Below are 19,941 nucleotides of genomic sequence, written 5' to 3'. Positions count from 1 at the left end.
AGCCTGCCTAACATCATGTTGATCCGACTGCTCCGCACCTATCTCGCCCCGTACCGCGCCCAGCTGGCCGGGGTCGTCGTGCTTCAGCTGATCTCGGTCATCGCGATGCTGTACCTGCCCAGCCTGAACGCCGATCTGATCGACAACGGCGTCACCAAGGGCGATATCGGATACATCTGGAGCACCGGTCTGTGGATGCTCGCGGTGACCGGCGTGCAGATCGTCGCATCGGCCTGCTCGGTGTATCTGGGCGCGCAGGCGGCGATGGCCGCGGGCCGCGATATGCGCGGTGCGCTGCTGCATCGGGTCGGCACCTTCTCGGCGCGCGAGGTCGGCATGTTCGGCGCGCCGTTGCTCATCACCCGCAATACCAATGACATTCAGCAGGTGCAGCTGCTGATCGTGATGTCGGCGACCATCCTGGTGATGGCGCCGATCATGTGTTTCGGCGGCATCTTCATGGCGCTGCGCGAGGATCTCGGCCTGTCCTGGCTGCTGCTGATCGCGGTGCCCGCCCTCGGCATCTCCATGGCGATCATCGTGGCCCGCATGGTGCCCGGCTTCCGGGATATGCAGCACCGCATCGACGAGGTGAACCGGGTGCTGCGTGAGCAGATCACCGGTATCCGGGTGGTCCGCGCGTTCGTCCGGGAACGGCAGGAGACCTGGCGTTTCGGGGTGGCGAACTCCGAGCTCACCGATACCTCGCTGCGCGTCGGGCGGCTGATGGCGCTGATGTTCCCGACCGTCATGCTGATCTCCAACCTGACCGCCGTCGCGGTGATCTGGTTCGGCGGGCACCTGATCGATGACGGCAGCCTGCAGATCGGCTCGCTCACCGCGCTGCTGTCCTACATCATGCAGATCCTGATGGCAGTCATGATGGCGTCGTTCCTGGCCATGATGGCGCCGCGGGCGGCGGTCTCGGCCGATCGGATCGGCGCCGTGCTGGATACGCACACCTCGGTGCTGCCGCCGAAGTTCCCGAAGCCGTTCGAGGGCGATCCGGCCGCGGTGTCGATCTCCTACGCCGAGTTCGCCTACCCGGGCGCGGAGAAGCCGGTCCTGAAGGCCATCGAATTCCAGGTCGAGCCGGGCACCACCACCGCCATCGTCGGGTCCACCGGCGCCGGAAAGACCACCCTGCTCAATCTGATTCCCCGGCTCATCGACGTGACCGACGGCGCGGTGTATGTCGGCGGCACCGATGTGCGGCATCTGGATCCGGAGTCGCTGCGCGAGCAGATCGGACTGGTGCCGCAGAAGGCATACCTGTTCTCCGGCACCGTCGCCAGTAACCTGCGCTACGGCAAACCCGACGCCACCGACGACGAACTGTGGCGGGCACTGGAGATCGCGCAGGCCGACGATTTCGTGCGGGAGATGCCGCAGGGCCTGGACACCCCGGTCGCGCAGGGCGGCACCACCGTCTCCGGTGGGCAGCGCCAGCGGCTGGCGATCGCCCGCGCGCTGGTCCGGCAACCGCGTGTCTACCTGTTCGACGATTCCTTCTCCGCGCTGGACGTGGCCACCGACGCCCGGTTGCGCGACGCCCTGCGGCCGGTCACTCGGGACGCGTCGGTAATCATTGTCGCGCAACGGATCACCACCATCCGCGATGCCGACCAGATCGTGGTGCTGGAGGACGGGGCGATGGCCGGGATCGGCACACACGAGCAATTGCTGCGCGACTGTCCGGAATACCGGGAGATCGTCGAATCCCAGCTGTCGGCGGAGGAGGCGCGATGAGGCCCGGCGTCAATCCCGGTGCGCCGGACGCGAAGGCGAAGTCGTTCGGCCCGTCACTGAAGCGGCTGCTGCGCCGGCTGGCTCCCGAGCGGTTCTATGTCGGGCTGATCATCGCCCTCGTGATCGCCTCGGTGGTGTTGAACACCCTCGGCCCCTATCTGCTCGGCAAGGCGACGAACCTGGTGTTCGACGGCGCGATCGGCAAGCAGTTGCCCGCCGGAGCCTCCAAGGAACAGGTGATCGAGCAGCTGCGCGCGAGCGGTGACAACACCTTCGCCGACATGCTCGGCGCGATGGATGTCATTCCGGGTGTCGGCGTCGATTTCGGTGCGGTCGGCCGGGTGCTGATCCTGGTGCTCTCGCTGTACGTCGGCGCGGCGCTGTTCGGCTGGTTGCAGGCGTTCCTGCTCAATATCGTGATCAACCGGACGGTCAAGCGACTGCGCGGCGATATCGAGGACAAGATTCATCGCCTGCCGCTGCGCTACTTCGACACCTCGCCGCGCGGTGATCTGCTGAGCCGGGTCACCAATGACGTCGACAATGTCTCGCAGAGCCTGCAGCAGACCATGAGCCAGCTGCTCACCTCGCTGTTCACCGTGATCGGCATCTTGATCATGATGTTCTGGATCTCGCCGCTGCTGGCGTTGATCGCGCTGCTCACCGTGCCCGCCGCGATCATCGTCACCGCGCAGATCGCCAAGCGCTCCAAGCCGCACTTCGTGGATCAGTGGAAGTACACCGGCATGGTCAACGCCCAGGTCGAGGAGGCTTACACCGGGCACGAGGTGGTCACCGCGTTCGGCCGCAGCCGCGAGGTCGGCGCCGAATTCGACAAGCGCAACCAGGATCTCTACGAATCCAGCTTCAAGGCCCAGTTCATCTCCGGTCTGATCATGCCCTCGATCATGTTCCTCGGGAACGTGAACTTCGTGCTGGTCGCCCTGGTCGGCGGCCTGCGGGTGGCGACCGGCAATCTCTCGCTCGGCGAGGTGCAGGCGTTCATCCAATACTCCCGGCAGTTCAGTCAGCCGCTGACCCAGATCGGCGCGATGGCCAACCTGCTGCAATCCGGTGTGGCCTCGGCGGAGCGGATCTTCGAGATCCTCGACGCGCAGGAGCAGTCCCCGGATCCGGTCATGGAGAACGCGCGCCCGCTGGATCGGGGCCGGGTCGAGTTCGAGGCCGTCTCCTTCCGGTACGAGCCGGAAAAGCCGATCATCGAACGGCTTTCGCTGGTCGCGGAGCCCGGGCACGTGGTCGCCATCGTCGGTCCGACCGGCGCGGGAAAGACCACGCTGGTCAACCTGCTGATGCGCTTCTACGAGCTCGACGCGGGCACGATAACCATCGACGGCGTCGACATCACCGAGATGACCCGCGACAACCTGCGCTCCCGGATGGGCATGGTGTTGCAGGACACCTGGTTGTTCAAGGGCACCATCCGGGAGAACATCGCCTACGGCAACCCAAACGCCACCGAGACCGAGATCCTCGAGGCCGCCCGCGCGGCCTATGTGGACCGGTTCGTGCACGCACTGCCCGACGGCTACGACACGGTCATCGACGAGGAGGGTTCGGGCGTCAGCGCGGGGGAGAAGCAGCTCATCACCATCGCTCGTGCGTTCCTGGCCAAGCCGTCCATCCTCATCCTGGACGAGGCGACCAGCTCGGTCGATACCCGCACCGAACTGCTGGTACAGCACGCGACCGCCGCGCTGCGCCGCGACCGCACCAGCTTCGTCATCGCCCACCGTCTGTCCACCATCCGCGACGCCGATCTGATCGTCGTCATGGAGGCGGGCCGCATCGTCGAACACGGCAACCACGAACGCCTGCTCGCGGAGCGCGGCGCCTACTACCGCCTGTACAACGCGCAGTTCGCGGCGGCGGCCTCCGCCGAGGTCTAGGCGCCGCCGGGCACCTGGGAGGATGGAGGCCGTGTCCGCAGCCGAACAGTTCACCTTCCGCATCGATGCCCGCCTCGACGGCGGGCGCAACGGCCGCGCGGGGGTGATCGGCACACCGCACGGCGAGGTGGCGACCCCGGCTTTCATTCCGGTGGGGACGAAGGCGACGGTCAAGGCGGTGCTGCCGGAGACCATGCGTGAGCTCGGGGCGCAGGCCCTGCTTGCCAATGCTTACCACCTGTATCTGCAACCCGGCCCGGACATCGTGGACGAGGCCGGTGGGCTCGGGGCGTTCATGAACTGGTCCGGTCCCACCTTCACCGACAGCGGCGGCTTCCAGGTGATGTCGCTGGGTGTCGGGTTCAAGAAGGTGCTGGCCATGGAGGCCGTCGGCGTGCAGAACGACGATGTGATCGCCAAGGGCAAGGAGCGCCTGGCCACCGTCGACGACGACGGCGTCACCTTCCGCTCCCACCTGGACGGGTCCAGGCACCGCTTCACGCCCGAGGTGTCGATGGGTATCCAGCATCAGCTGGGCGCGGACATCATGTTCGCCTTCGACGAGCTCACCACTCTGCTGAATACCCGTGGCTACCAAGAACTTTCGCTGGAGCGCACGCGCCTGTGGGCGCAGCGCTGCCTGGACGCGCACGAGAAGCTCACCGAGGAGCGCGCGCACCGGCCCTATCAGGCGCTGTTCGGGGTGATCCAGGGCGCGCAGTACGAGGATCTGCGCCGCAAGGCCTGTCGTGATCTGGAGGCGCTGCGCGGCGGCGCCGGAACGAGTTTCGACGGGTACGGCATCGGCGGCGCGCTGGAGAAGCACAATCTCGGCACCATCGTGGGCTGGTGCTGTGACGAGCTGCCCGAGCACAAGCCGCGGCACATGCTCGGCATCAGCGAACCGGAGGACATCTTCACCGCGGTGGAGAACGGAGCCGACACCTTCGACTGCGTGAACCCGTCCCGGGTCGCCCGCAATGCGGCGATCTATGTCGACGAGGGCCGGTTCAATATCAATACCAGCCGTTTCCGCCGCGATTTCACCCCGATCGACGACACCTGCGACTGCTACACCTGCGCGCATTACACCCGGGCCTACATCCATCACCTGTTCAAGGCGAAGGAGATGCTGGCGGCGACGCTGTGCACCATCCACAACGAGCGCTACACCGTGCGTTTGGTGGACCGCATCCGCGAGTCGATCCTGGGCGGCTACTTCGACGACTACAAGGCCGAGGCGCTCGGTATCTGGCAGGGGCGGATCAAGGCGCCGTCGTAGTCCGGGCCAGCGTGGCGTGCTCGGTCAGTTCGAGTTCGATGAACGCCCCGATCATGGCGCGCCACACGGCTTCGGCGACCTCGGGTGCGAGCCCGGCGGACGTGGCGCGCTCGCGGGCCAGCGCCACCACCCGCTCCACCCGGTCGGGCGCGCGCACCGCCTGCTGATCGGTCTTGAAGGTGGCGGCGACGCGTACCAGCGCTTGCCGGTCCGCGAGCAGCCGGATCAGGTCGCCGTCGAGGGTATCGATGCGGGCGCGGACGTCGTCGAGCGAGTGGAGATCGGACACGATCGTCGACCCTACCGACAGCAGCGCGCCCCCGCCGACCGGCGAGGGCGCGCGCGGGCCGGGCACCTCAGACGTGCAGTGGATCGGATTCCTTGGGGGCGTAGGTGGGTTCGTGCTGCTTGAGCAGCGCGATGACGCGGTAGGTGATCGGCAGGACCAGCACCTCGATCAGCGTCTTCCAGACGAATCCGACGATCAGATAGTTGATGAACTGCTGCCAGGTCTCGATGCCGATGACACCGGCCGCGATCGAGCAGAAGATCAGGGTGTCGGCGAATTCGCCGACCACGGTGGAGCCGATCAGCCGGGCCCACAGGTGTTTCTCCTTGGTTCGCTCCTTGATCAGCACCAGTGTCGCGGAGTTCAGCAGCTGGCCCACGAAGTATCCGGCGAGTCCGGCCAGCACCAGCCGCCAGGTGGGTCCGATGATGGATTCCAGCGCCTGCTGATTCTCGTAGAAGCCGGCGGCGGGCAGGCGCACGGCGATGGCGAAGCAGAGCACCGTCAGCAGCAGCGCGCCGAAACCGTAGTAGATGGCTCGGCGGGTGGCCTTGAATCCGTACACCTCGCTCAGCACGTCGCCGAGCACATAGGCCAGGGGGAACAGGAAGAAGGCGCCGTCGGTGACGATGGGCAGCACCTGGATCGGCCCGAGCGACAGCTCGCTGCCGCCGAAGAATTCCACGCCCTTACCGGCGCAGACGTTGGAGATGATCAGCGTGGCCGTGAACAGCGCCACGATGGGTGTGTAGTACCCCCGCGCAACCTGGGCGAATGCCGCGTGGTCCGGCGCGGGGCGCCCAGACCCCTCGCGTGCTGGGTTTTTCTGTAAGTCACTCACAAGGTTTATACAACCAGGTCTCACATACGCTGTATCCATGACGAAGCCCGGCGATTCCGACGAATGGTGGAAACAGTACGGCGGTGAGGGCGTCTCGGCTGATTCCGGTGCACAGCAGCAGCCTTCGACCCCGCAGTACCCGACCTCCGAGCCGTCCGGGTATCCGTCCGCGCCGCAGTATCCGGTGCAGCCGCCCGCCTATCCGCCGCAGCCCGCCGCGGCGCAACCGTATCCTTCGGGGCCGCAACAGGTTCCGCCCGCGCCCGGCCCGGCGTATCCGTACCCGCCGGGCTATCAGCCCTACGGCTACGGCCCGCCGGCCGGCGGGACCAACGGGTTGGCGATCGGTGCGCTGGTCGCGTCGCTGATGGGCTTCTGCAGCTGCGGGATCGGTTCGCTGGTCGGCATCGTGCTCGGTGTGCTGGCACTGAATCAGCTGAAGGAGAACCCCTACGAGGAGGGGCGCGGCATGGCCCAGGCCGGTATCTGGGTCGGTGTCGCGGGCATCGTGGCCACGATCCTGTGGTGGACGCTCAGCATCGTCAGCAGTTCCTGAGACGTCAGCCCTTCACGACCTGGGTGCCGCCCGCGAACTTGTCGTGCCAGCCCTGCTTGTTCGGGTCCTGCGACAGCGTGATCATCATGTAGATCATCAGCGCGATCGAGGCGATCTGGCCGAGGCACGGCACCACGTAGACGATCGTGTAGAGGTTGCGCTTGAGCGACTGTTCCGCGGTGACCTTCGGTGCGCCGCCGGGGCCGAGTACCCGCAGGCCGAGCAGCTTCTTGCCGAGGGTGGTGCCCTGCTGGGTCTCCATCAGCACGAAGTACAGGGTGAGCGCGATGGCCCCGAGCACACTCACGCCGACGAAGAAGCCGCTCCCGCTGCCGTAGACGACGCGCAGGATGATGTTGATCGGGATCAGCACGATGAGTGTGTCGATCACGCGTGCGCCGATGCGGACGCCGAGGTCGGCGGGGGTGCCGAAGCCCGCGTAGGTGTAGCCCTGGCCGTAGGGCTGGCCGTAGCCCGGCTGCCCGGCGGAGGGATCCTGGCCGTACTGCGACTGACCGTAGGGGTCGCCCTGGCTGTAGGGCTGCTGCTCGTAGGGCTGCTGCCCATACGGTTCGCCCTGCGGATACTGTTGTCCGCCTTGCGAATAGGGCTCGTCGCCCTGGGGATTCCGATTGGGATCGTACCCACCGCTAGTCATGGTTGTCCTCGTCGTGATCGGTCGATCAGCCAACTTCGCCTTTTGCCGCGTACGTTACGGACCCTCCTCGGGTCGCAACAACCTGTTCTCGTCCACGATCCAGGGTTCGCGCGGCAGTCGCGCGGGGTCGAATCGGTCCAGAAGCTGGGCCGGTGAGCTCGCGGTGTAGCCGAGCGAACCGGCCAGTACACCGACCACGTCCTCGGGCGTGTTGCCCAGGGCGATCCGATCGGCGAGGGTGACGGCGCCGTCGCGTTTGGCCAGCCGCTGTCCGGCGGTGTTCAGCGCCAGCGGGACGTGCGCGTAGTGCGGGACCGGCAGGTCGAGCAGGGTGGCGAGGTAGGCCTGTCGCGGGGTGGAGGGCAGCAGGTCGTCGCCGCGGACCACCTGGTCGACGCCCTGGGCGGCATCGTCGACGACGACCGCGAGGTTGTAGGCCGGCAGGCCGTCGCCGCGGCGCAGCACCAGGTCGTCGACCGCGCCGCGGTAGCGGCCGTGCAGGTCGTCGGTGATCTCGAAGTCGCTGATCTCGGCTCGTAGCCGGAGGGCGGCGGGGCGTCCGTCGGCCAGGTGCCGGGCCCGGGCGGCGGCGGTGAGTGTCCGGCAGGTGCCGGGGTAGGCGCCCATCGGACCGTGCGGCGCGGTCGCGGCCTGCTGGATTTCTCTTCGGGTGCAGAAGCATTCGTAGGTGCGGCCCGCGGCGGTGAGCGTGTCGATGGCCGCGGCGTAGTGCGCCACGCGCTCGGATTGCCGTTGTACCGGTCCGTCCCAGTCCAGGCCGATGGTCGCGAGGTCGGCGAGCTGGCGTTCGGCGGCGCCGGGCCGGACCCGGTCCAGGTCGTCGACGCGCAGGACGAAGCGGCGTCCGGAGTGCCGGGCGAACAACCAGGCCAGCAGGGCGGTGCGCAGATTGCCGAGGTGCAGATCGCCCGAGGGGCTCGGGGCGTATCGGCCCGCGCCCGCGGTGGGCGCGGGAGCGGGGTCGGCGGGCACGAAGATCATTTTGCCAGGCGCGGTGTGAGATCCTTCGGGCCGATCGGGGTCCCGGCGTCCAGTGCGGCCAGCAGGAATCGGGCGTGTGCGATCAGACCCGGTCGATCGATCCCGTAAGGAGCCACATTCGCATTCTGGTAGTCGCCAGGATTGTCTTCGCAATTGTCACTATTCGAGGGGGTGTCCGATTCTTCGCTGGGGGCTACCGGCGCGTAGCGGTCCAGTCTTCCCATGGCGCGCTCCAGTAGGGTGCGCGCGCCCTTGGGATTCTCGCGCTGTATGTGCGTGATTCCGACCGCGTATTGCGCCAAGCCCTGCCACAGCATCTTCTCCGCTATCGGCCCGTTCTTCCATGCGGCCTCCAATACCTCGTGCGCGTTGAATGCCAAGCCGTCATCCAGCAGTTGCTGCGCGAGGATAAGAGTTTGCTGGGGTGGGATATCGAGATCATCCGGAATTCGGGGCACGCCCACACTGCCGAGCGGTAGCGGGCGACCGAATCTGTCGCGGGGACGGGGGTTGCGGGCGCGACCTGCCTCGTCGCGGGGGCGTTCGACCATGGATCCATCATCCACGATGTATCGCACGCGCGGTACGGCGGATGATCTAGAAAGCGTATTACCAACGAATTACGGAGTAATCACGTAGACCAAAAGTTTGCGGAATACGACCATGTGGAAATAATGTGGATAGCTGGCTAAGTCATGGCTACATTCGGACTTCGCAACATTGGCAGAAATCGGGTTCGGCCGAGCAAGAGCTCGGCAAATCATTGGGATCCCTGCTACTGTTTAGCCCGCGGGGACAGCCCCGGGGGTGAGATTTCACCTCGAACTACAGTGCGAAAACGACGCGCCGCGAAGGTTGCGCGCTGCTAACGGAGCCCGCACGGGATTCGGCGGTCTTGCCGAGTGCCGGTGCTAGTTAGTTGGAAACGTCCGAAGAATTCCCTCGTTTCGACAAAGCAAAGGAGCTAGTGCCGTGAAGTTCGATTTGACGGGTGCTGTGTGGCACAAGAGCACATACAGCGGCCCTGATGGGAACTGCGTGGAAGTTGCGATGGTGAGCGGCGGCAACGTCGCTGTTCGGGACACCAAAGACAACGGATGTGGCCCGGTGTTGGCGTTCACCCCGGGCGAATGGGATGCGTTCCTCAGCGGCGTATCCGGCGGGGAATTCGGTCCCGCCTGAAACCCAGGCCGTATTCCGAAGTAGTCAGCACGGGGCCCCGAGTCGGAACCGACTCGGGGCCTTGGTGTGCCCGATTCCATCGGGATCAGCCGTGCTCGTCGGCTGCCGTCTGGTCCTGGACCCGGCGTAGGACCGCTAGCTGTGTGCGTTCCGCATCGTGATCGAACGCCAGGTTGCGTTCGGATTCTTGCCGAGGATCCGCCCGGAGGAAGCTGCCGGTACCCGGCTTGCCCGCCGCGCCCAGCTGGTTCATCTTCTTCGGTACCCGCGCGCCCTGATACTCCAGCGGAATCGGGTGACCGTGCGCGTCGACCGGGCCGAGCGGCTGGTGCAACTCGATGTACTCACCGTGCGGTAGTCGCCGGACCACCCCGGTCTCGATGCCGTGTTCCAGCACCGCGCGGTCACTGCGCTGCAAACCGAGGCAGAGCCGGTAGGCGAGGAAGTAGGCCAGCGGCGGCAGTAGCAGCACACCGATACGCCCGGCCCACGTGGTCGCGTTCAACGAGATGTCGAACTTGTAGGCGATGATGTCGTTGACGCAGGTCAGCGTGAGCACCACGTAGAAGGTGATGACCATGGCGCCGATCCCGGTGCGTACCGGCACATCTCGCGGGCGCTGTAGCAGATTGTGCGGCGCCACATCCTTGGTCAGGCGTTTCTCGATCCACGGATAGGCGATCAGCAGGGTGAACACCAGGCCCATGATCAGCGCGCCCCAGAACGGCCCGGGCACCGTGTGCCCGAAGATGTAGAGCTCCCACGGTGGAATGAGCCGCATCATGCCGTCGGTCCACATCATGTAGAAGTCGGGCTGGGTGCCGGCGGAGATCTGGGAGGGGTTGTAGGGGCCCATATTCCAGACCGGATTGATCTGGAGCAGACCGCCCATGATCGCCACCGTGCCCAGGGTGAAGGCGAAGAACGCGCCCTGGTCCAGGGAGAACACCGGCACGATGCGGGCGCCGATCACGTTCTTCTCGCTGCGGCCGGGGCCGGGGTACTGGGTGTGCTTCTGATACCAGACCAGGGCGATATGTGCCGCGATGAGCGCCAGCATGATGCCCGGGAACAGCAGCACGTGCGCGATGAACAGGCGCGGAATGATGATGGTGCCCGGGTAGTCGCCGCCGAACATCAGCCAGTGCAGCCAGGTGCCGATCACCGGCATGCCGAGGGTGATCGAGGAGAACGCGGCCCGCAGGCCGGTGCCGGAGAGCAGGTCGTCGGGCAACGAGTAGCCGAAGTAACCCTCGAACATGGCCAGGATCAACAGGATCGAGCCGATCACCCAGTTCGCCTCGCGCGGTTTGCGGAAGGCGCCGGTGAAGAAGACCCGGAACAGGTGCACGATGATCGAGGCCGCGAACAGCAGCGCCGACCAGTGGTGCACCTGGCGCACGAACAGCCCGCCGCGCACCTCGAAGGACAGATTCAGTGAGGTCTCGTAGGCGCGCGACATGGTGACCCCGCGCAGCGGCTGGTACGCGCCGTCGTAGACGACCTCGCTCATCGACGGATCGAAGAACAGCGTCAGGTAGACGCCGGAGATCAGCAGAATGATGAAGGTGTACAGCGCGATCTCGCCGAGCAGGAACGACCAGTGTGTCGGAAACACTTTGTTGATCGACCGTTTGAGGAACGCGGCCGCCTGATATCGCTGGTCCGCCTCGTCTGCCTGCGCACTTGCCTTGCGAGCTATCGATGTCGTCATGGCCTGCACCCCGCCCCTGGGTGAGTGGAATGGTTCTACTACAGACGGTAGCAGTAGTCGCTGCCCGAATCGATAGGTTTGCGCATACTGCCCTAGGGTCGTCCGGGTGAAGCATCGGCGTCGCATGGCCCCGCAGGACGCCACCATGTACTGGTTGTCCGCGCGCACCCGCAACGATCTGTTCCTGCTGTACGCCTTCGCCGACAGGGGTGTGCCGACAGCGGTGCTACGAGAGCGAATCCAGCAGCGCAGCACGGAGATTCCGGATCTCACGGTGCGCGTGCGCACGGTGCCACGGGATCTGGACTACCCATCATGGGAGCCCTGTGGATTCCGCACGGATCAGGTGGTCGAGCACTCGGCGCGCGATTGGGCACAGATACATGACGTGGTGGGGGAATTGCTCGGCACCGGCGTGAACGCGGCCGATCGGCCCTGGCGGCTGCACCTGTTCCGCGGCGTCGCGGATGTCCCCGGTGCTCCCGGGCTGGCCACCGTTGCGGTGCTGCAGATGTCGCATGCACTGGCCGACGGCACCCGGGCCGCGGCCATCGCGCGGGCGCTGTTCGCGCCGGAGTCGCCGGGCGGTCGCCCCGAGTCGGCCCGGCCGGTTGGGGGCGAGAATGCCCGGCTGGTCGCGGTCGAGAATGCCCGGCCGGTTGGGGGCGAGAATGCCCGGCCGGTTGGGGGCGAGAATGCCCGGCCGGTTGGGGTCGAGAGTGCCCGGCTGGTCGCGGTCGAGAATGCCCGGCTGGTTGGGGGCGGGAATACCCGGCCCGTCGCGGTTGGGATGGCGCGGCCGGTCGCGGTCGAATTGGGGCGGCGGGGCGTGTTCGGGATGGTGCGGCGAGTCGCGGGCGAGGTGCCGCTGGGGGACGTGCTCGAGCTGGTCGGGGGAGTGCTGCGCATGCCCGGGCAGGTGCTGCGGACTGTGGTGCGTGGGCTGCGGGCCTTCCGAGCGCAGCAGGCTTTGGCCGAACTCACGGCGGTCGGCGAGTTGCCTGGGCCCGGGCCGAGTTACCGGCCGAGTGCGGTGAATCCCGCTGGTGCGGTGGATGATTCCGCGCATCGGGTCCGGATGCTGGTGCGTGACAGCGCCGAACTGAAGGTTCCGGGCCGGACGGTGACCGTTGTGGTCTTGACCGCGGTCTCGATCGCGCTCACCGAGTACCTTCACCGCCTGGGGACGCCTGTGAATGAATCGGGCGCCCAGGTTCCGATGGCGATGCCCGGAGATGCCGCGACCCGCAACAACTATCGCAGTCTCGGTGTCGACCTGTGCCTCGACGAACCCGACCTGCGCCGGCGCGCGGACAAGATCACCCGCGCACTGGCCGAGCGGCGCGCGCGTGCCGTTCACCCGCTGCTCTGCGCGCAGGACCGGGTCACCGACGTGACCCCCGCCGCGCTGCTGCACCGCGACCTGGATCGCTACCCTTTGGACAGCGTGCCCGCCGCCATCGCCGGGCATACCGTGGTCTCGAGTGTGCACCGCGGTCCCGCCGACCTGACCTTCGGCGGCCCAGCCCTTTTCACCGCGGGATTCCCCGCCGTCGGTTCGGTGATGCACCTGACTCACGGCGTGCACGGCCTCGGCGCGACGGTCACGATCTCGATACACGCCGACTCCCGCGTGATCCCGGACATCGACGCCTACACCCATCTCCTGGATGCCGCCCTGCGCACCGTGGTGACCGGTCGCGCGTCCAGGTAAGGGCTGGTCGAGCGACCGCGATGAACACGGTGCTCTACCAGCCTCGCCGAGCGGACCGCTGGAGCCGCGCAGCGGCGCCTGTCTCGACCGCAACTCCGTCACCTCGGCGCGTGGCCCGACCGCACGTCCCGGGCACGCGACGTCGCCGCGCTGCTCGGACAATTCGCGTGAGTCGTCAGTCGGTGAGCCCGATGCGCCGGGCCGCGGCCAGGGGATCGGCGTAGATGTTGCTCAACGAGGTTGCGACAGCCGCGAATTCCTGGACCTTGCCGCCGAAACCACTGATCCGGATATCGGTCGGGGGCAGGGTGCTGCTCTTCCGGAAGGCATTCGCGACGTGGGTGACGCCGGGACGGTAACCGGTGAAGGCCTGGCCGCCCAGCACCACACGATCCGGATTGAACATGTCCCGCACCAGGGCGACGGTGTCACCCAGGATGGTGGCGCGTTCCCGCAGCAGATCCTGGGCCGGAACCGAACCGGCTTCGGCCGCGCGATACAGATCGGCGATGGTGGTGCCCGCGGTTCCGTTGTGCGCCGGGATGATTCCCAGTCCGACCGCCCGCGCGTGCAGGGCGCGATCGCCCACCGTGACCTCCAAGCAGCCGCGCCGTCCGCAGGTGCACTGCACCTGGGAGCCGGTCGGCAGATGCGCGATGGAGCCCGGGCCACTGCTCGGCGTGTGGACGCGACCGTCGAGAGTCACCGAGATACCGGCGGTTTCGCGGACATAGAAGTAGAGGCTGCTGCCGCGTTCCTGACCGGTGCGCGGTTCGGGCGTGGGCAGCAGTAGTTCGGCGGCTGCCATGGCCTCCACGTGCGGGGCGACCGAGACGGGCAGTTCGAGTACGTCACCGAGCACAGCGCCGAGCGCCGCGCCCTGCCAGCCGAGTTTCGGATGATCGACCAGGCCGGTGGCCGGATCGACGCGACCGCCGATGGCGGCACCGGCCCACAGTGGTTTTCGCCGATGCCAGCGCTGTAGGAACGCCTTGGCGCTGCGAGCCACGGTGACGGTCGCGAAGTCCTGCCCGGTCTGCGGGGTCGCGATGGCCAGACCGCCGAGGATGCGGCCGCGCAGGTCGGCCACCACGATCTTGGTGGCCGCGGCGCCGATGTGGATACCGAGGGTGAGATAGGTGTCGCTGTCCACCTCGAAGGGCACCCGCGGGCGGCCGACAGCACCCGAGGTCGCCAGGTCGGGGCGCTCGCGCAGCAGACCCGCGCTCAGCAGCGCTGAGACCTGGCGGTTCACCGTCGCGATGCTGGAACCTGTGGTGCGGGCGGCATTGTCACGCGAGACCGGTCCGCCGGTCGCGGCGCGCAGCACGGCCGCCGCGGGATTGTCGGTGATCCGGAATTCCGGCGCGATGACCGGCCGCTGCACCCGGGTGCGGGTGGTACCGGCAGGCCGATCGAGGGTGGTGAGAGCCATGGGGAGAATCCAAGCTTCGGCCCCGGCCGAAGGGCGGGGCATGTCTACAGGGTCGGCGACGAGGCGGCCGATCCGATAGGACTCAGCCGCGACTGCGGGAACAACACAGTTCCCGGGTCAACGGCAGCCGCAACCCCAGCGCGGCTGTCACATAGGTGACCCGCAACGCGACGGAGGGATTGGTAGACACCTTTCGAAGTTAACACCGAACCGGACGCCGGACCAAGCCCCAATCCGCCGAGGTGTTCCCGGACACAGTTATCGCCGCAGGTCAGGAGACCGCCTCGAGCGCGGGCGGCTGCCATTTGCCCTCGGCCGCTTCGGATTTGGGCGCGTACAGGCGCAGCGTGAGGGAGAACTTGCCGGCGACGGGGATGGGCAGCCAGTTGCCCCGGGGGACCGCCGCGCCGGGGTCCGCGTTCTGGACGGCGATGTCGACCGAGCCGTCGGGATTCGCGGTGACGGGGATCTGGTGGCCGACGGCGTAGATGCCGGCCGGGTTGTCGATCAGATAGCTGTCGCCGTCGTAGGCGGTGAGCGACCAGAACGCGTCCACCGGCGGTAGTTGCCCGGCCGGGAAGTGCAGCCGGAAGCGCCGCGGACGGCCGTCGGCGTCGGCGACGCCGTTGAGGCTGGGGTAGAGGGCGTCCTCGGCCAGGTTCGCGCCGAGTCCGAAGTAGGCGGTGTGGGCGCGCAGCGGATAGTCGGTGCCGTATGCCCCGACATCGGTGGAGAACAGCCAGCCGTTGTCGTTCTGGGCCTCGGGATCTTTGAAGTCGGCGATCTGCTGCTTGGCCTTGGTCACGGCGGCGTTCAGCACGGCCGGGTCCGCGGTAGGCGTACCGCCGGGCGTGATCCCGAGGGGCGCGAAGCGGGTCATGGCTTCGTGGTCGTCCGGGGCCGGGGGATTGTCCGACATCAGCTGACAGAGTTTGGTGAAGAACGCGGTGCCGTCCATGGCGGCCACCGCCGCGGCCGGCGAGGTGGCCTTCTGTGCGTCGGGGATGGTCATGCCCGGGGTGGTCAGGTTCGGATCGGCCTGCCAGGCGCTCAGCGGCGCGAGCTTCATCTTCTCCTGGATCGCGCGGACGGCCGCGATATCGGATTCGCCGTCGACCTGTACCCGCCCGATGACCCACACGGTGTTGGTCGGGAACTCGAGGCGCGTCATACCGTCCGGGACGGTGCCGTTCCAGCCGGGGCCGGTCGCCAGGTAGGTGAAGGGCGGGGTGGTCTGTCCCGGCGTGGTCTGCGGGCGCACGCTGCTGGGGTTGTGTGCGGTGTTGGACCAGGCGTCGAGCATCTGCATCAGCCAGTACCGGTCCGGGCCCATGTCCGGTATCTGCATGACCAGTGGTTCGGCGCTCAGGTCCAGCCAGGCCTGCGAGTACAGGGTGTCGAGGTTCATGCGAACCACGACCCGGTCGGCCGCGGTCGGCAACGAGTCGGCATGCATGAACTGATTCACCGGGGCGGTGCCGCGGGTGGCGTCCACGAGTACCAGCGGGTAGCCGAACACGTAGGCGTCGGTCGCGACGCCCGTCGGATCGCTCCCGGAAGTGCTTGTGCCGCTCGAGCTGCTCGAATCGTCCGAGCCGCACGCGGCCAGCGCGGTTCCGGAGGCCATGGCCAGACCGAGCATTCCGAGCATCGCGCGTCGGCCGACACCGCTGACGTTCTCCCGCATCCTGGCCTCCTGGACCGTTGGTTACCCGGATGGCAAATATTCAGCAAACATCGGTGTGGACGGTAGCAGCCCGGTCTCCGCCGCGGAGTCGTTTCAACTCACCGACGCCGCCGGCGCCGTGAAGGTATTGCAGTCGAACGTGCGGTTCTTGTCCACGCCGATCTCGAACCAGTTCCCGCTGTTCTCCGCGGTGCCGTGATCGCGCGCATCGGTCGGCCCGTCGCCGCGGCCGTTGGCATCGCGCTGCGCGACATTCATCTGAGCGGTCGACAAGCCGCCACCCGCGTTCGAGGAACCCAGGTACATGCCGTTGAAACACTGCGCCTGCAACTCGACCCGCCGCGAGAGCTCCAGCCCGCGGGCGCTGCGGACGCCCGCGTCCACCCGTTCGGCATTGGCGCGGCGCAGGATTCCGGACATGGCCTGCACATGATGTCCGTACTCGTGCGCGAACACCGACAGATAGACCACCCAGTTGTTCCGGAAGATCTCGGTCTGCAACTGGCTGATCGGCATGTAGATCGTCTTGTTCGCCGGGCAGTAGAAGGCGGCGAAGCTACTGGTGGAGCCGGTACACGGGGTTGTGATGCCCTCGGTGCTGGCACTGACGTTCAGCGTCGGCGCCTCGAAACTCAGATTCTGCTTGGCCAGCAACGGTTCCCACGCGTCGTGCAGACACGTCGCGGCGGTCTCGAAGAACGTGCGCGCGGTCTCGACGTCGGTGCTCCACTGGGTGTACGCGCACTCCGCGGGCAGCAGAGTGCCGTCCTGGTCGGTGAGCAGCGAATTGGCCCCGGCGCTGCCGGTACCCGGATCGGTGGCGGCCGTGGGCTTGTCCTCGTCGCCGGTGCGCACCGCGACCAACACCAAGCCACCGACCACCAGGACGACAACGGCGAGCAGCAGCGTCATCAGACCGCCGCCGCGCTGCCTGCGAGGTGGCCGCGGCGCGCCGCCGGAGGGCCCGTAGGGCAGCGGCGGCGGAATCGGCGGGCGGCGGGCCGGCGGCTGGTTCGGGCGCACCGCCGGGAAGCCCTGCGGCGGACCGTATCCCGGCGACGGCCGGTAGCCCGGCCCCGGCTGATTGGGATACCCGGGCGGCTGCGGACGATATCCAGGCCCGGGAAACCGTTGTCCACCAGGTGGAATCGGCCCGTGCCCGTACGGTGGCTGGTTCACTCCCCCGTACCCCCTCGTCTCGGTTTCGTCGTCAGGCTCCGCTGACGCAGGATAGCAACCTGTCTAAAGTGGGCGACCATGCTGACTTTTCGGGGGCTCCGGGCCGGGGCGCTCGCGCTCGCCGGCCTGGGGATGATCGCGACCGCACCGCTGGCGCACGGCCAATCCGCGGCCGGAGCGACCATCGTGGCCGACCTGACCCTGACTCGTGACGGTGTGCTGCGCGTGGAGGAGACCGTCACGGTGCCGCCGGACGGCGACTTCACCATGACCTTGCCGCTGCGCCTGCAATTGCAGGACGACGTGGTGCGCACCTTCGAGGTCACCGATGTCACCACCAGCGGCGCGGGCAGCACCCGAATCGCCAACGACCAGTTCATCGTCGACGCCGATCCGGGCGAATCCAAGTTCAGCTATCTGATCCACAATATGGTCGACGACGCGCCGAGCGCACAGGAGTTCCGCTGGCTCGGCGTAGTGAACCACGACATCGCCTCGGTCAGTGTCTCGTTGATCAGCCCGAGTTTCGAGATGTCCATCGTGGACTGCAAACTCGGCCCGCCCGGCGGTACCCGGCCGTGCGCGGACGTGCGTGTCGAAGCCGACGGCGTGCTGTTCCTGGAACAGACCGACCTGCGTAAGGGCGACGCGATCGATCTGACCCTGCGGATGCCGCCGGGCACGGTGGCGACCCCGGGCGAGCAGGCCAATCCGTTCGCGTTCACCCTGCCGGCGCTGCTCGCGCTGATCGCGCTGCTGCTCACCCTGGCCGGGCTGGCCGGGTACGCGGTCCGGGCGCGCCGAGAGAATGCCCGCGCCACAGCGGGTTCGGAGGTTATCGAGCCGCTGCGCCGAGACAGCGGGCAGGTGCAGTTCGTCTCGCCCGGCGGACTGCTGCCCGGCGAGGCCGGGCTGGTCGTCGACGAATACGCCGACCCGATCGATATCGCCGCCACCGTCGTCGATCTCGCGGTGCGCCGCTATCTCTGGATCGCTCCGGCCGGTGACGGTGACTGGCAGATCAGCCGGGTCAACGCACCCGACGATCAGCTGCGCGACTACGAGCAGGCTGTCTACACCGCGCTACTGCCGGAGGGCACCGAAACGGTGCGGGTCAGCGAATTGCGGGCGCCGGACCGGATTCCGGCCGCGGCGATCCGCAAAGCGATCATCGCCGACGCCGTCGCGCGCGATGCGCTGATCGATCGTTCCCGCCCCGGCCCGGCCACCTGGCTCGGCGGCGGGCTGGTCGTGGCGGGCGCGATCGCGACCCCGGCATTGGCGTTCACCGCCGGGCACGCGCTGGTGGGTGTGGCGATCCTGCTCGCGGGTGTGGCCATCGCGCTGCTGCCCAGGTATCTGCCCGCGCGCACGGCGCTCGGCCGGGAACTGGCCGGGCAGGTGCGGGCACTACAGCGCGGGCTGGACGCGGTGCGCCCCGAACGGATTCCGCCGGAGGATCAGGAGACCGTGTTCTCTCGTGCGCTGCCCTTCGCGGTGGTGTCCGGCCGCGCCGACAACTGGGTCCGCACCTTCCGCGACCTCAATCCGGCCGCCGATTCGCAGCCCGGCGTCTACTGGTTCGGCGGATTCGACCACGATCGCGATCTGGTCCGGTTCGCGGGCCACTTCCCCTACTTCATCACCGCGATGGAGGGTTTGTTCGGCAAGCAGGGCGAGAACTGAGGTGGGCGCCGGATCCGGCGCCCACCTCGGTCAGACGACGGCCGGCGCCACCTCGGCGCGCGCGGCCTCGCGCGCCAACATGCGATCGCGCTGCTCCTCGAAGCGGACGACATCCTTCTTCAGCCGCTCCAGATACTCCATGAGTTCCTCGCGGGCCTGCTCGCCGCGGGCCGTGAAGTCGGTGCGGTCGAACACATTCCAGATCCGCAGCACCGGCGACACCACATCGTCGAGATGCTGGCGCAGATCGTAGATGCCGTGCTTGACCATGAGCACGCCGTTGCGCCGCCAGTTCGGCATGCCGTGGCCGGGCATGGCGAAGTTCAGCACCACCTTGGTCACCGATTCCATCGCCTGATCCGGAGCCAGGTCGAAGGCGGCGCCGGCGACATTGCGGTAGAAGATCATGTGCAGGTTCTCGTCGGTCGCGATCCGGGCCAGCATCTTGTCGCAGATCGGATCGCCGCACACCCGCCCGGTGCTGCGATGGCTGACCCGGGTGGCCAGTTCCTGGAAGGTCACGTACGCGACCTGGTCGAGCACGCCGCCGAAGTTGTCGGGCGCGTGCACGCCGCGGGTCATGTGCACCATGCGATCGTTCTCCAGCGCTACCGGGTCGACGCCGCGGGTGACGACCAGGTAGTCGCGCATGACGATGCCGTGCCGATTCTCCTCGGCGGTCCAGCGCCCCACCCAGGTGCCCCAGGCGCCGTCGCGGGAGAAGTTCTCCTCGATGGTGCGGTGGTAGGAGGGCAGGTTGTCCTCGGTGAGCAAGTTGGTGATCATCGCGACCTTGGCCACCTCGGACAGCCGCGACTGCTCCGGGGACCAGTCGGCGCCGCCCATGGCCGCGAAATTGCTGCCCTCGTCCCAGGGCACGTAATCGTGTGGGTGCCAATCCTTGACGGTCGCCAGATGCCGATCGAGGTTTTGCGCAACCACCGGCTCCAACTCCGACAAAAGCTGCAATTGGGTCAAATCCGTTGTCATGAACGCCTTTCGGTGAGATCAGATCAACCGGGCAGAACAGAACTCAGATATCGCCGAGCCACCGTAA

At 67.3% G+C, this 19,941-nt stretch carries 17 protein-coding genes; 7 read left to right on the top strand and 10 right to left on the bottom strand.

Features of this window, described 5'->3' with window-relative positions; genetic code table 11:
• Nucleotides 1-15 precede the first annotated feature (15 nt).
• From ACFVMC_RS04985 to tgt, 3 genes are read left to right on the top strand one after another with little or no spacing between them, the layout of a single operon-like run.
• Nucleotides 16-1,749 carry an ABC transporter ATP-binding protein gene (locus tag ACFVMC_RS04985; protein ID WP_379206948.1) on the top strand — a complete coding sequence of 578 codons (1,734 nt, stop codon included), beginning with the start codon at nt 16-18 and terminating at the stop codon, nt 1,747-1,749.
• Complete coding sequence (locus ACFVMC_RS04980; RefSeq protein ID WP_379206946.1) at nt 1,746-3,659, top strand: ABC transporter ATP-binding protein; 1,914 nt, start codon at nt 1,746-1,748, stop codon at nt 3,657-3,659. Before ACFVMC_RS04985 ends, ACFVMC_RS04980 begins: the two co-directional genes overlap by 4 nt.
• 22 nt (nt 3,660-3,681) lie before the next feature.
• Complete coding sequence (gene tgt, locus ACFVMC_RS04975; protein ID WP_379206945.1) at nt 3,682-4,941, top strand: tRNA guanosine(34) transglycosylase Tgt; 1,260 nt, start codon at nt 3,682-3,684, stop codon at nt 4,939-4,941.
• On the opposite strand, the gene ACFVMC_RS04970 is transcribed toward tgt, so the two are convergent.
• Nucleotides 4,925-5,230, bottom strand: coding sequence for a chorismate mutase (locus ACFVMC_RS04970; protein WP_379206943.1), 306 nt, complete (start codon nt 5,228-5,230; stop codon nt 4,925-4,927). The genes tgt and ACFVMC_RS04970 overlap by 17 nt on opposite strands.
• 67 nt (nt 5,231-5,297) lie before the next feature.
• Nucleotides 5,298-6,071: a queuosine precursor transporter gene (locus ACFVMC_RS04965; protein ID WP_379206941.1), complete on the bottom strand. Its 774-nt coding sequence runs from the start codon at nt 6,069-6,071 to the stop codon at nt 5,298-5,300.
• A gap of 37 nt (nt 6,072-6,108) precedes the next feature.
• Here ACFVMC_RS04965 and ACFVMC_RS04960 point away from each other — a divergent pair, with 37 nt between their 5' ends.
• Complete coding sequence (locus tag ACFVMC_RS04960; protein WP_379206939.1) at nt 6,109-6,627, top strand: DUF4190 domain-containing protein; 519 nt, start codon at nt 6,109-6,111, stop codon at nt 6,625-6,627.
• Nucleotides 6,628-6,631: 4 nt separating this feature from the next.
• On the opposite strand, the gene ACFVMC_RS04955 is transcribed toward ACFVMC_RS04960, so the two are convergent.
• The 3 genes from ACFVMC_RS04955 to ACFVMC_RS04945 are packed head-to-tail and all read right to left on the bottom strand — an operon-like array spanning nt 6,632 to nt 8,838.
• Complete coding sequence (locus tag ACFVMC_RS04955; protein ID WP_379206937.1) at nt 6,632-7,285, bottom strand: RDD family protein; 654 nt, start codon at nt 7,283-7,285, stop codon at nt 6,632-6,634.
• Nucleotides 7,286-7,339: 54 nt separating this feature from the next.
• Nucleotides 7,340-8,287: a tRNA glutamyl-Q(34) synthetase GluQRS gene (gene gluQRS, locus ACFVMC_RS04950; RefSeq protein WP_379206935.1), complete on the bottom strand. Its 948-nt coding sequence runs from the start codon at nt 8,285-8,287 to the stop codon at nt 7,340-7,342.
• Nucleotides 8,284-8,838, bottom strand: coding sequence for a DUF309 domain-containing protein (locus ACFVMC_RS04945; protein ID WP_379206933.1), 555 nt, complete (start codon nt 8,836-8,838; stop codon nt 8,284-8,286). The genes gluQRS and ACFVMC_RS04945 overlap by 4 nt, the downstream gene beginning before the upstream one ends.
• A 421-nt stretch (nt 8,839-9,259) precedes the next feature.
• On the opposite strand from ACFVMC_RS04945, the gene ACFVMC_RS04940 reads away from it, so the two are divergent.
• Complete coding sequence (locus ACFVMC_RS04940) at nt 9,260-9,469, top strand: DUF397 domain-containing protein (protein WP_379206932.1); 210 nt, start codon at nt 9,260-9,262, stop codon at nt 9,467-9,469.
• An 85-nt stretch (nt 9,470-9,554) separates the two neighbouring features.
• Here the strand turns inward: ACFVMC_RS04940 and ACFVMC_RS04935 are convergent, their stop codons facing one another.
• A complete protein-coding gene (locus tag ACFVMC_RS04935) occupies nt 9,555-11,183 on the bottom strand; it encodes a cytochrome bc complex cytochrome b subunit (protein ID WP_379206930.1) in 1,629 nt (542 codons plus the stop codon).
• 106 nt (nt 11,184-11,289) lie between these two features.
• Between ACFVMC_RS04935 and ACFVMC_RS04930 the strand changes: the two genes are divergently transcribed.
• On the top strand, nt 11,290-12,897 hold the full coding sequence (locus ACFVMC_RS04930) for a wax ester/triacylglycerol synthase domain-containing protein (RefSeq protein WP_379206928.1): 1,608 nt from the start codon (nt 11,290-11,292) through the stop codon (nt 12,895-12,897).
• A gap of 175 nt (nt 12,898-13,072) precedes the next feature.
• Here ACFVMC_RS04930 and ACFVMC_RS04925 read toward each other — a convergent pair whose 3' ends face one another.
• The 3 genes from ACFVMC_RS04925 to ACFVMC_RS04915 form a co-directional block, all read right to left on the bottom strand.
• Complete coding sequence (locus ACFVMC_RS04925) at nt 13,073-14,332, bottom strand: ROK family protein (RefSeq protein WP_379206927.1); 1,260 nt, start codon at nt 14,330-14,332, stop codon at nt 13,073-13,075.
• Nucleotides 14,333-14,603: 271 nt separating this feature from the next.
• Complete coding sequence (locus ACFVMC_RS04920; RefSeq protein ID WP_379206925.1) at nt 14,604-16,019, bottom strand: DUF1254 domain-containing protein; 1,416 nt, start codon at nt 16,017-16,019, stop codon at nt 14,604-14,606.
• A gap of 93 nt (nt 16,020-16,112) precedes the next feature.
• Complete coding sequence (locus ACFVMC_RS04915; protein ID WP_379206923.1) at nt 16,113-17,198, bottom strand: neutral zinc metallopeptidase; 1,086 nt, start codon at nt 17,196-17,198, stop codon at nt 16,113-16,115.
• A 78-nt stretch (nt 17,199-17,276) separates the two neighbouring features.
• On the opposite strand from ACFVMC_RS04915, the gene ACFVMC_RS04910 reads away from it, so the two are divergent.
• Entirely contained in the window at nt 17,277-18,884 is a 1,608-nt protein-coding gene (locus tag ACFVMC_RS04910; protein ID WP_379206921.1) for a DUF2207 family protein, read from the top strand.
• Nucleotides 18,885-18,914: 30 nt separating this feature from the next.
• On the opposite strand, the gene ACFVMC_RS04905 is transcribed toward ACFVMC_RS04910, so the two are convergent.
• Nucleotides 18,915-19,874, bottom strand: coding sequence for an acyl-ACP desaturase (locus tag ACFVMC_RS04905; protein ID WP_379206920.1), 960 nt, complete (start codon nt 19,872-19,874; stop codon nt 18,915-18,917).
• Nucleotides 19,875-19,941: the final 67 nt, after the last annotated feature.

The sequence above is a fragment of the Nocardia sp. NPDC127579 genome (genome assembly GCF_042672005.1).
Classification (GTDB): Bacteria; Actinomycetota; Actinomycetes; order Mycobacteriales; family Mycobacteriaceae; genus Nocardia.
This window is presented reverse-complemented; position numbering and strand designations above follow the sequence as displayed.

Coding starts and splice junctions, on each gene's coding strand:
- ACFVMC_RS04955 (WP_379206937.1), bottom strand. CDS start 7,285: ATGACTAGCGGTGGGTACGATCCCAATCGGAATCCCCAGGGCGACGAG.
- ACFVMC_RS04935 (WP_379206930.1), bottom strand. CDS start 11,183: ATGACGACATCGATAGCTCGCAAGGCAAGTGCGCAGGCAGACGAGGCG.
- ACFVMC_RS04960 (WP_379206939.1), top strand. CDS start 6,109: ATGACGAAGCCCGGCGATTCCGACGAATGGTGGAAACAGTACGGCGGT.
- ACFVMC_RS04905 (WP_379206920.1), bottom strand. CDS start 19,874: ATGACAACGGATTTGACCCAATTGCAGCTTTTGTCGGAGTTGGAGCCG.
- ACFVMC_RS04985 (WP_379206948.1), top strand. CDS start 16: ATGTTGATCCGACTGCTCCGCACCTATCTCGCCCCGTACCGCGCCCAG.
- ACFVMC_RS04910 (WP_379206921.1), top strand. CDS start 17,277: ATGCTGACTTTTCGGGGGCTCCGGGCCGGGGCGCTCGCGCTCGCCGGC.
- tgt (WP_379206945.1), top strand. CDS start 3,682: ATGGAGGCCGTGTCCGCAGCCGAACAGTTCACCTTCCGCATCGATGCC.
- ACFVMC_RS04925 (WP_379206927.1), bottom strand. CDS start 14,332: ATGGCTCTCACCACCCTCGATCGGCCTGCCGGTACCACCCGCACCCGG.
- ACFVMC_RS04945 (WP_379206933.1), bottom strand. CDS start 8,838: ATGGTCGAACGCCCCCGCGACGAGGCAGGTCGCGCCCGCAACCCCCGT.
- ACFVMC_RS04920 (WP_379206925.1), bottom strand. CDS start 16,019: ATGCGGGAGAACGTCAGCGGTGTCGGCCGACGCGCGATGCTCGGAATG.
- ACFVMC_RS04980 (WP_379206946.1), top strand. CDS start 1,746: ATGAGGCCCGGCGTCAATCCCGGTGCGCCGGACGCGAAGGCGAAGTCG.
- gluQRS (WP_379206935.1), bottom strand. CDS start 8,287: ATGATCTTCGTGCCCGCCGACCCCGCTCCCGCGCCCACCGCGGGCGCG.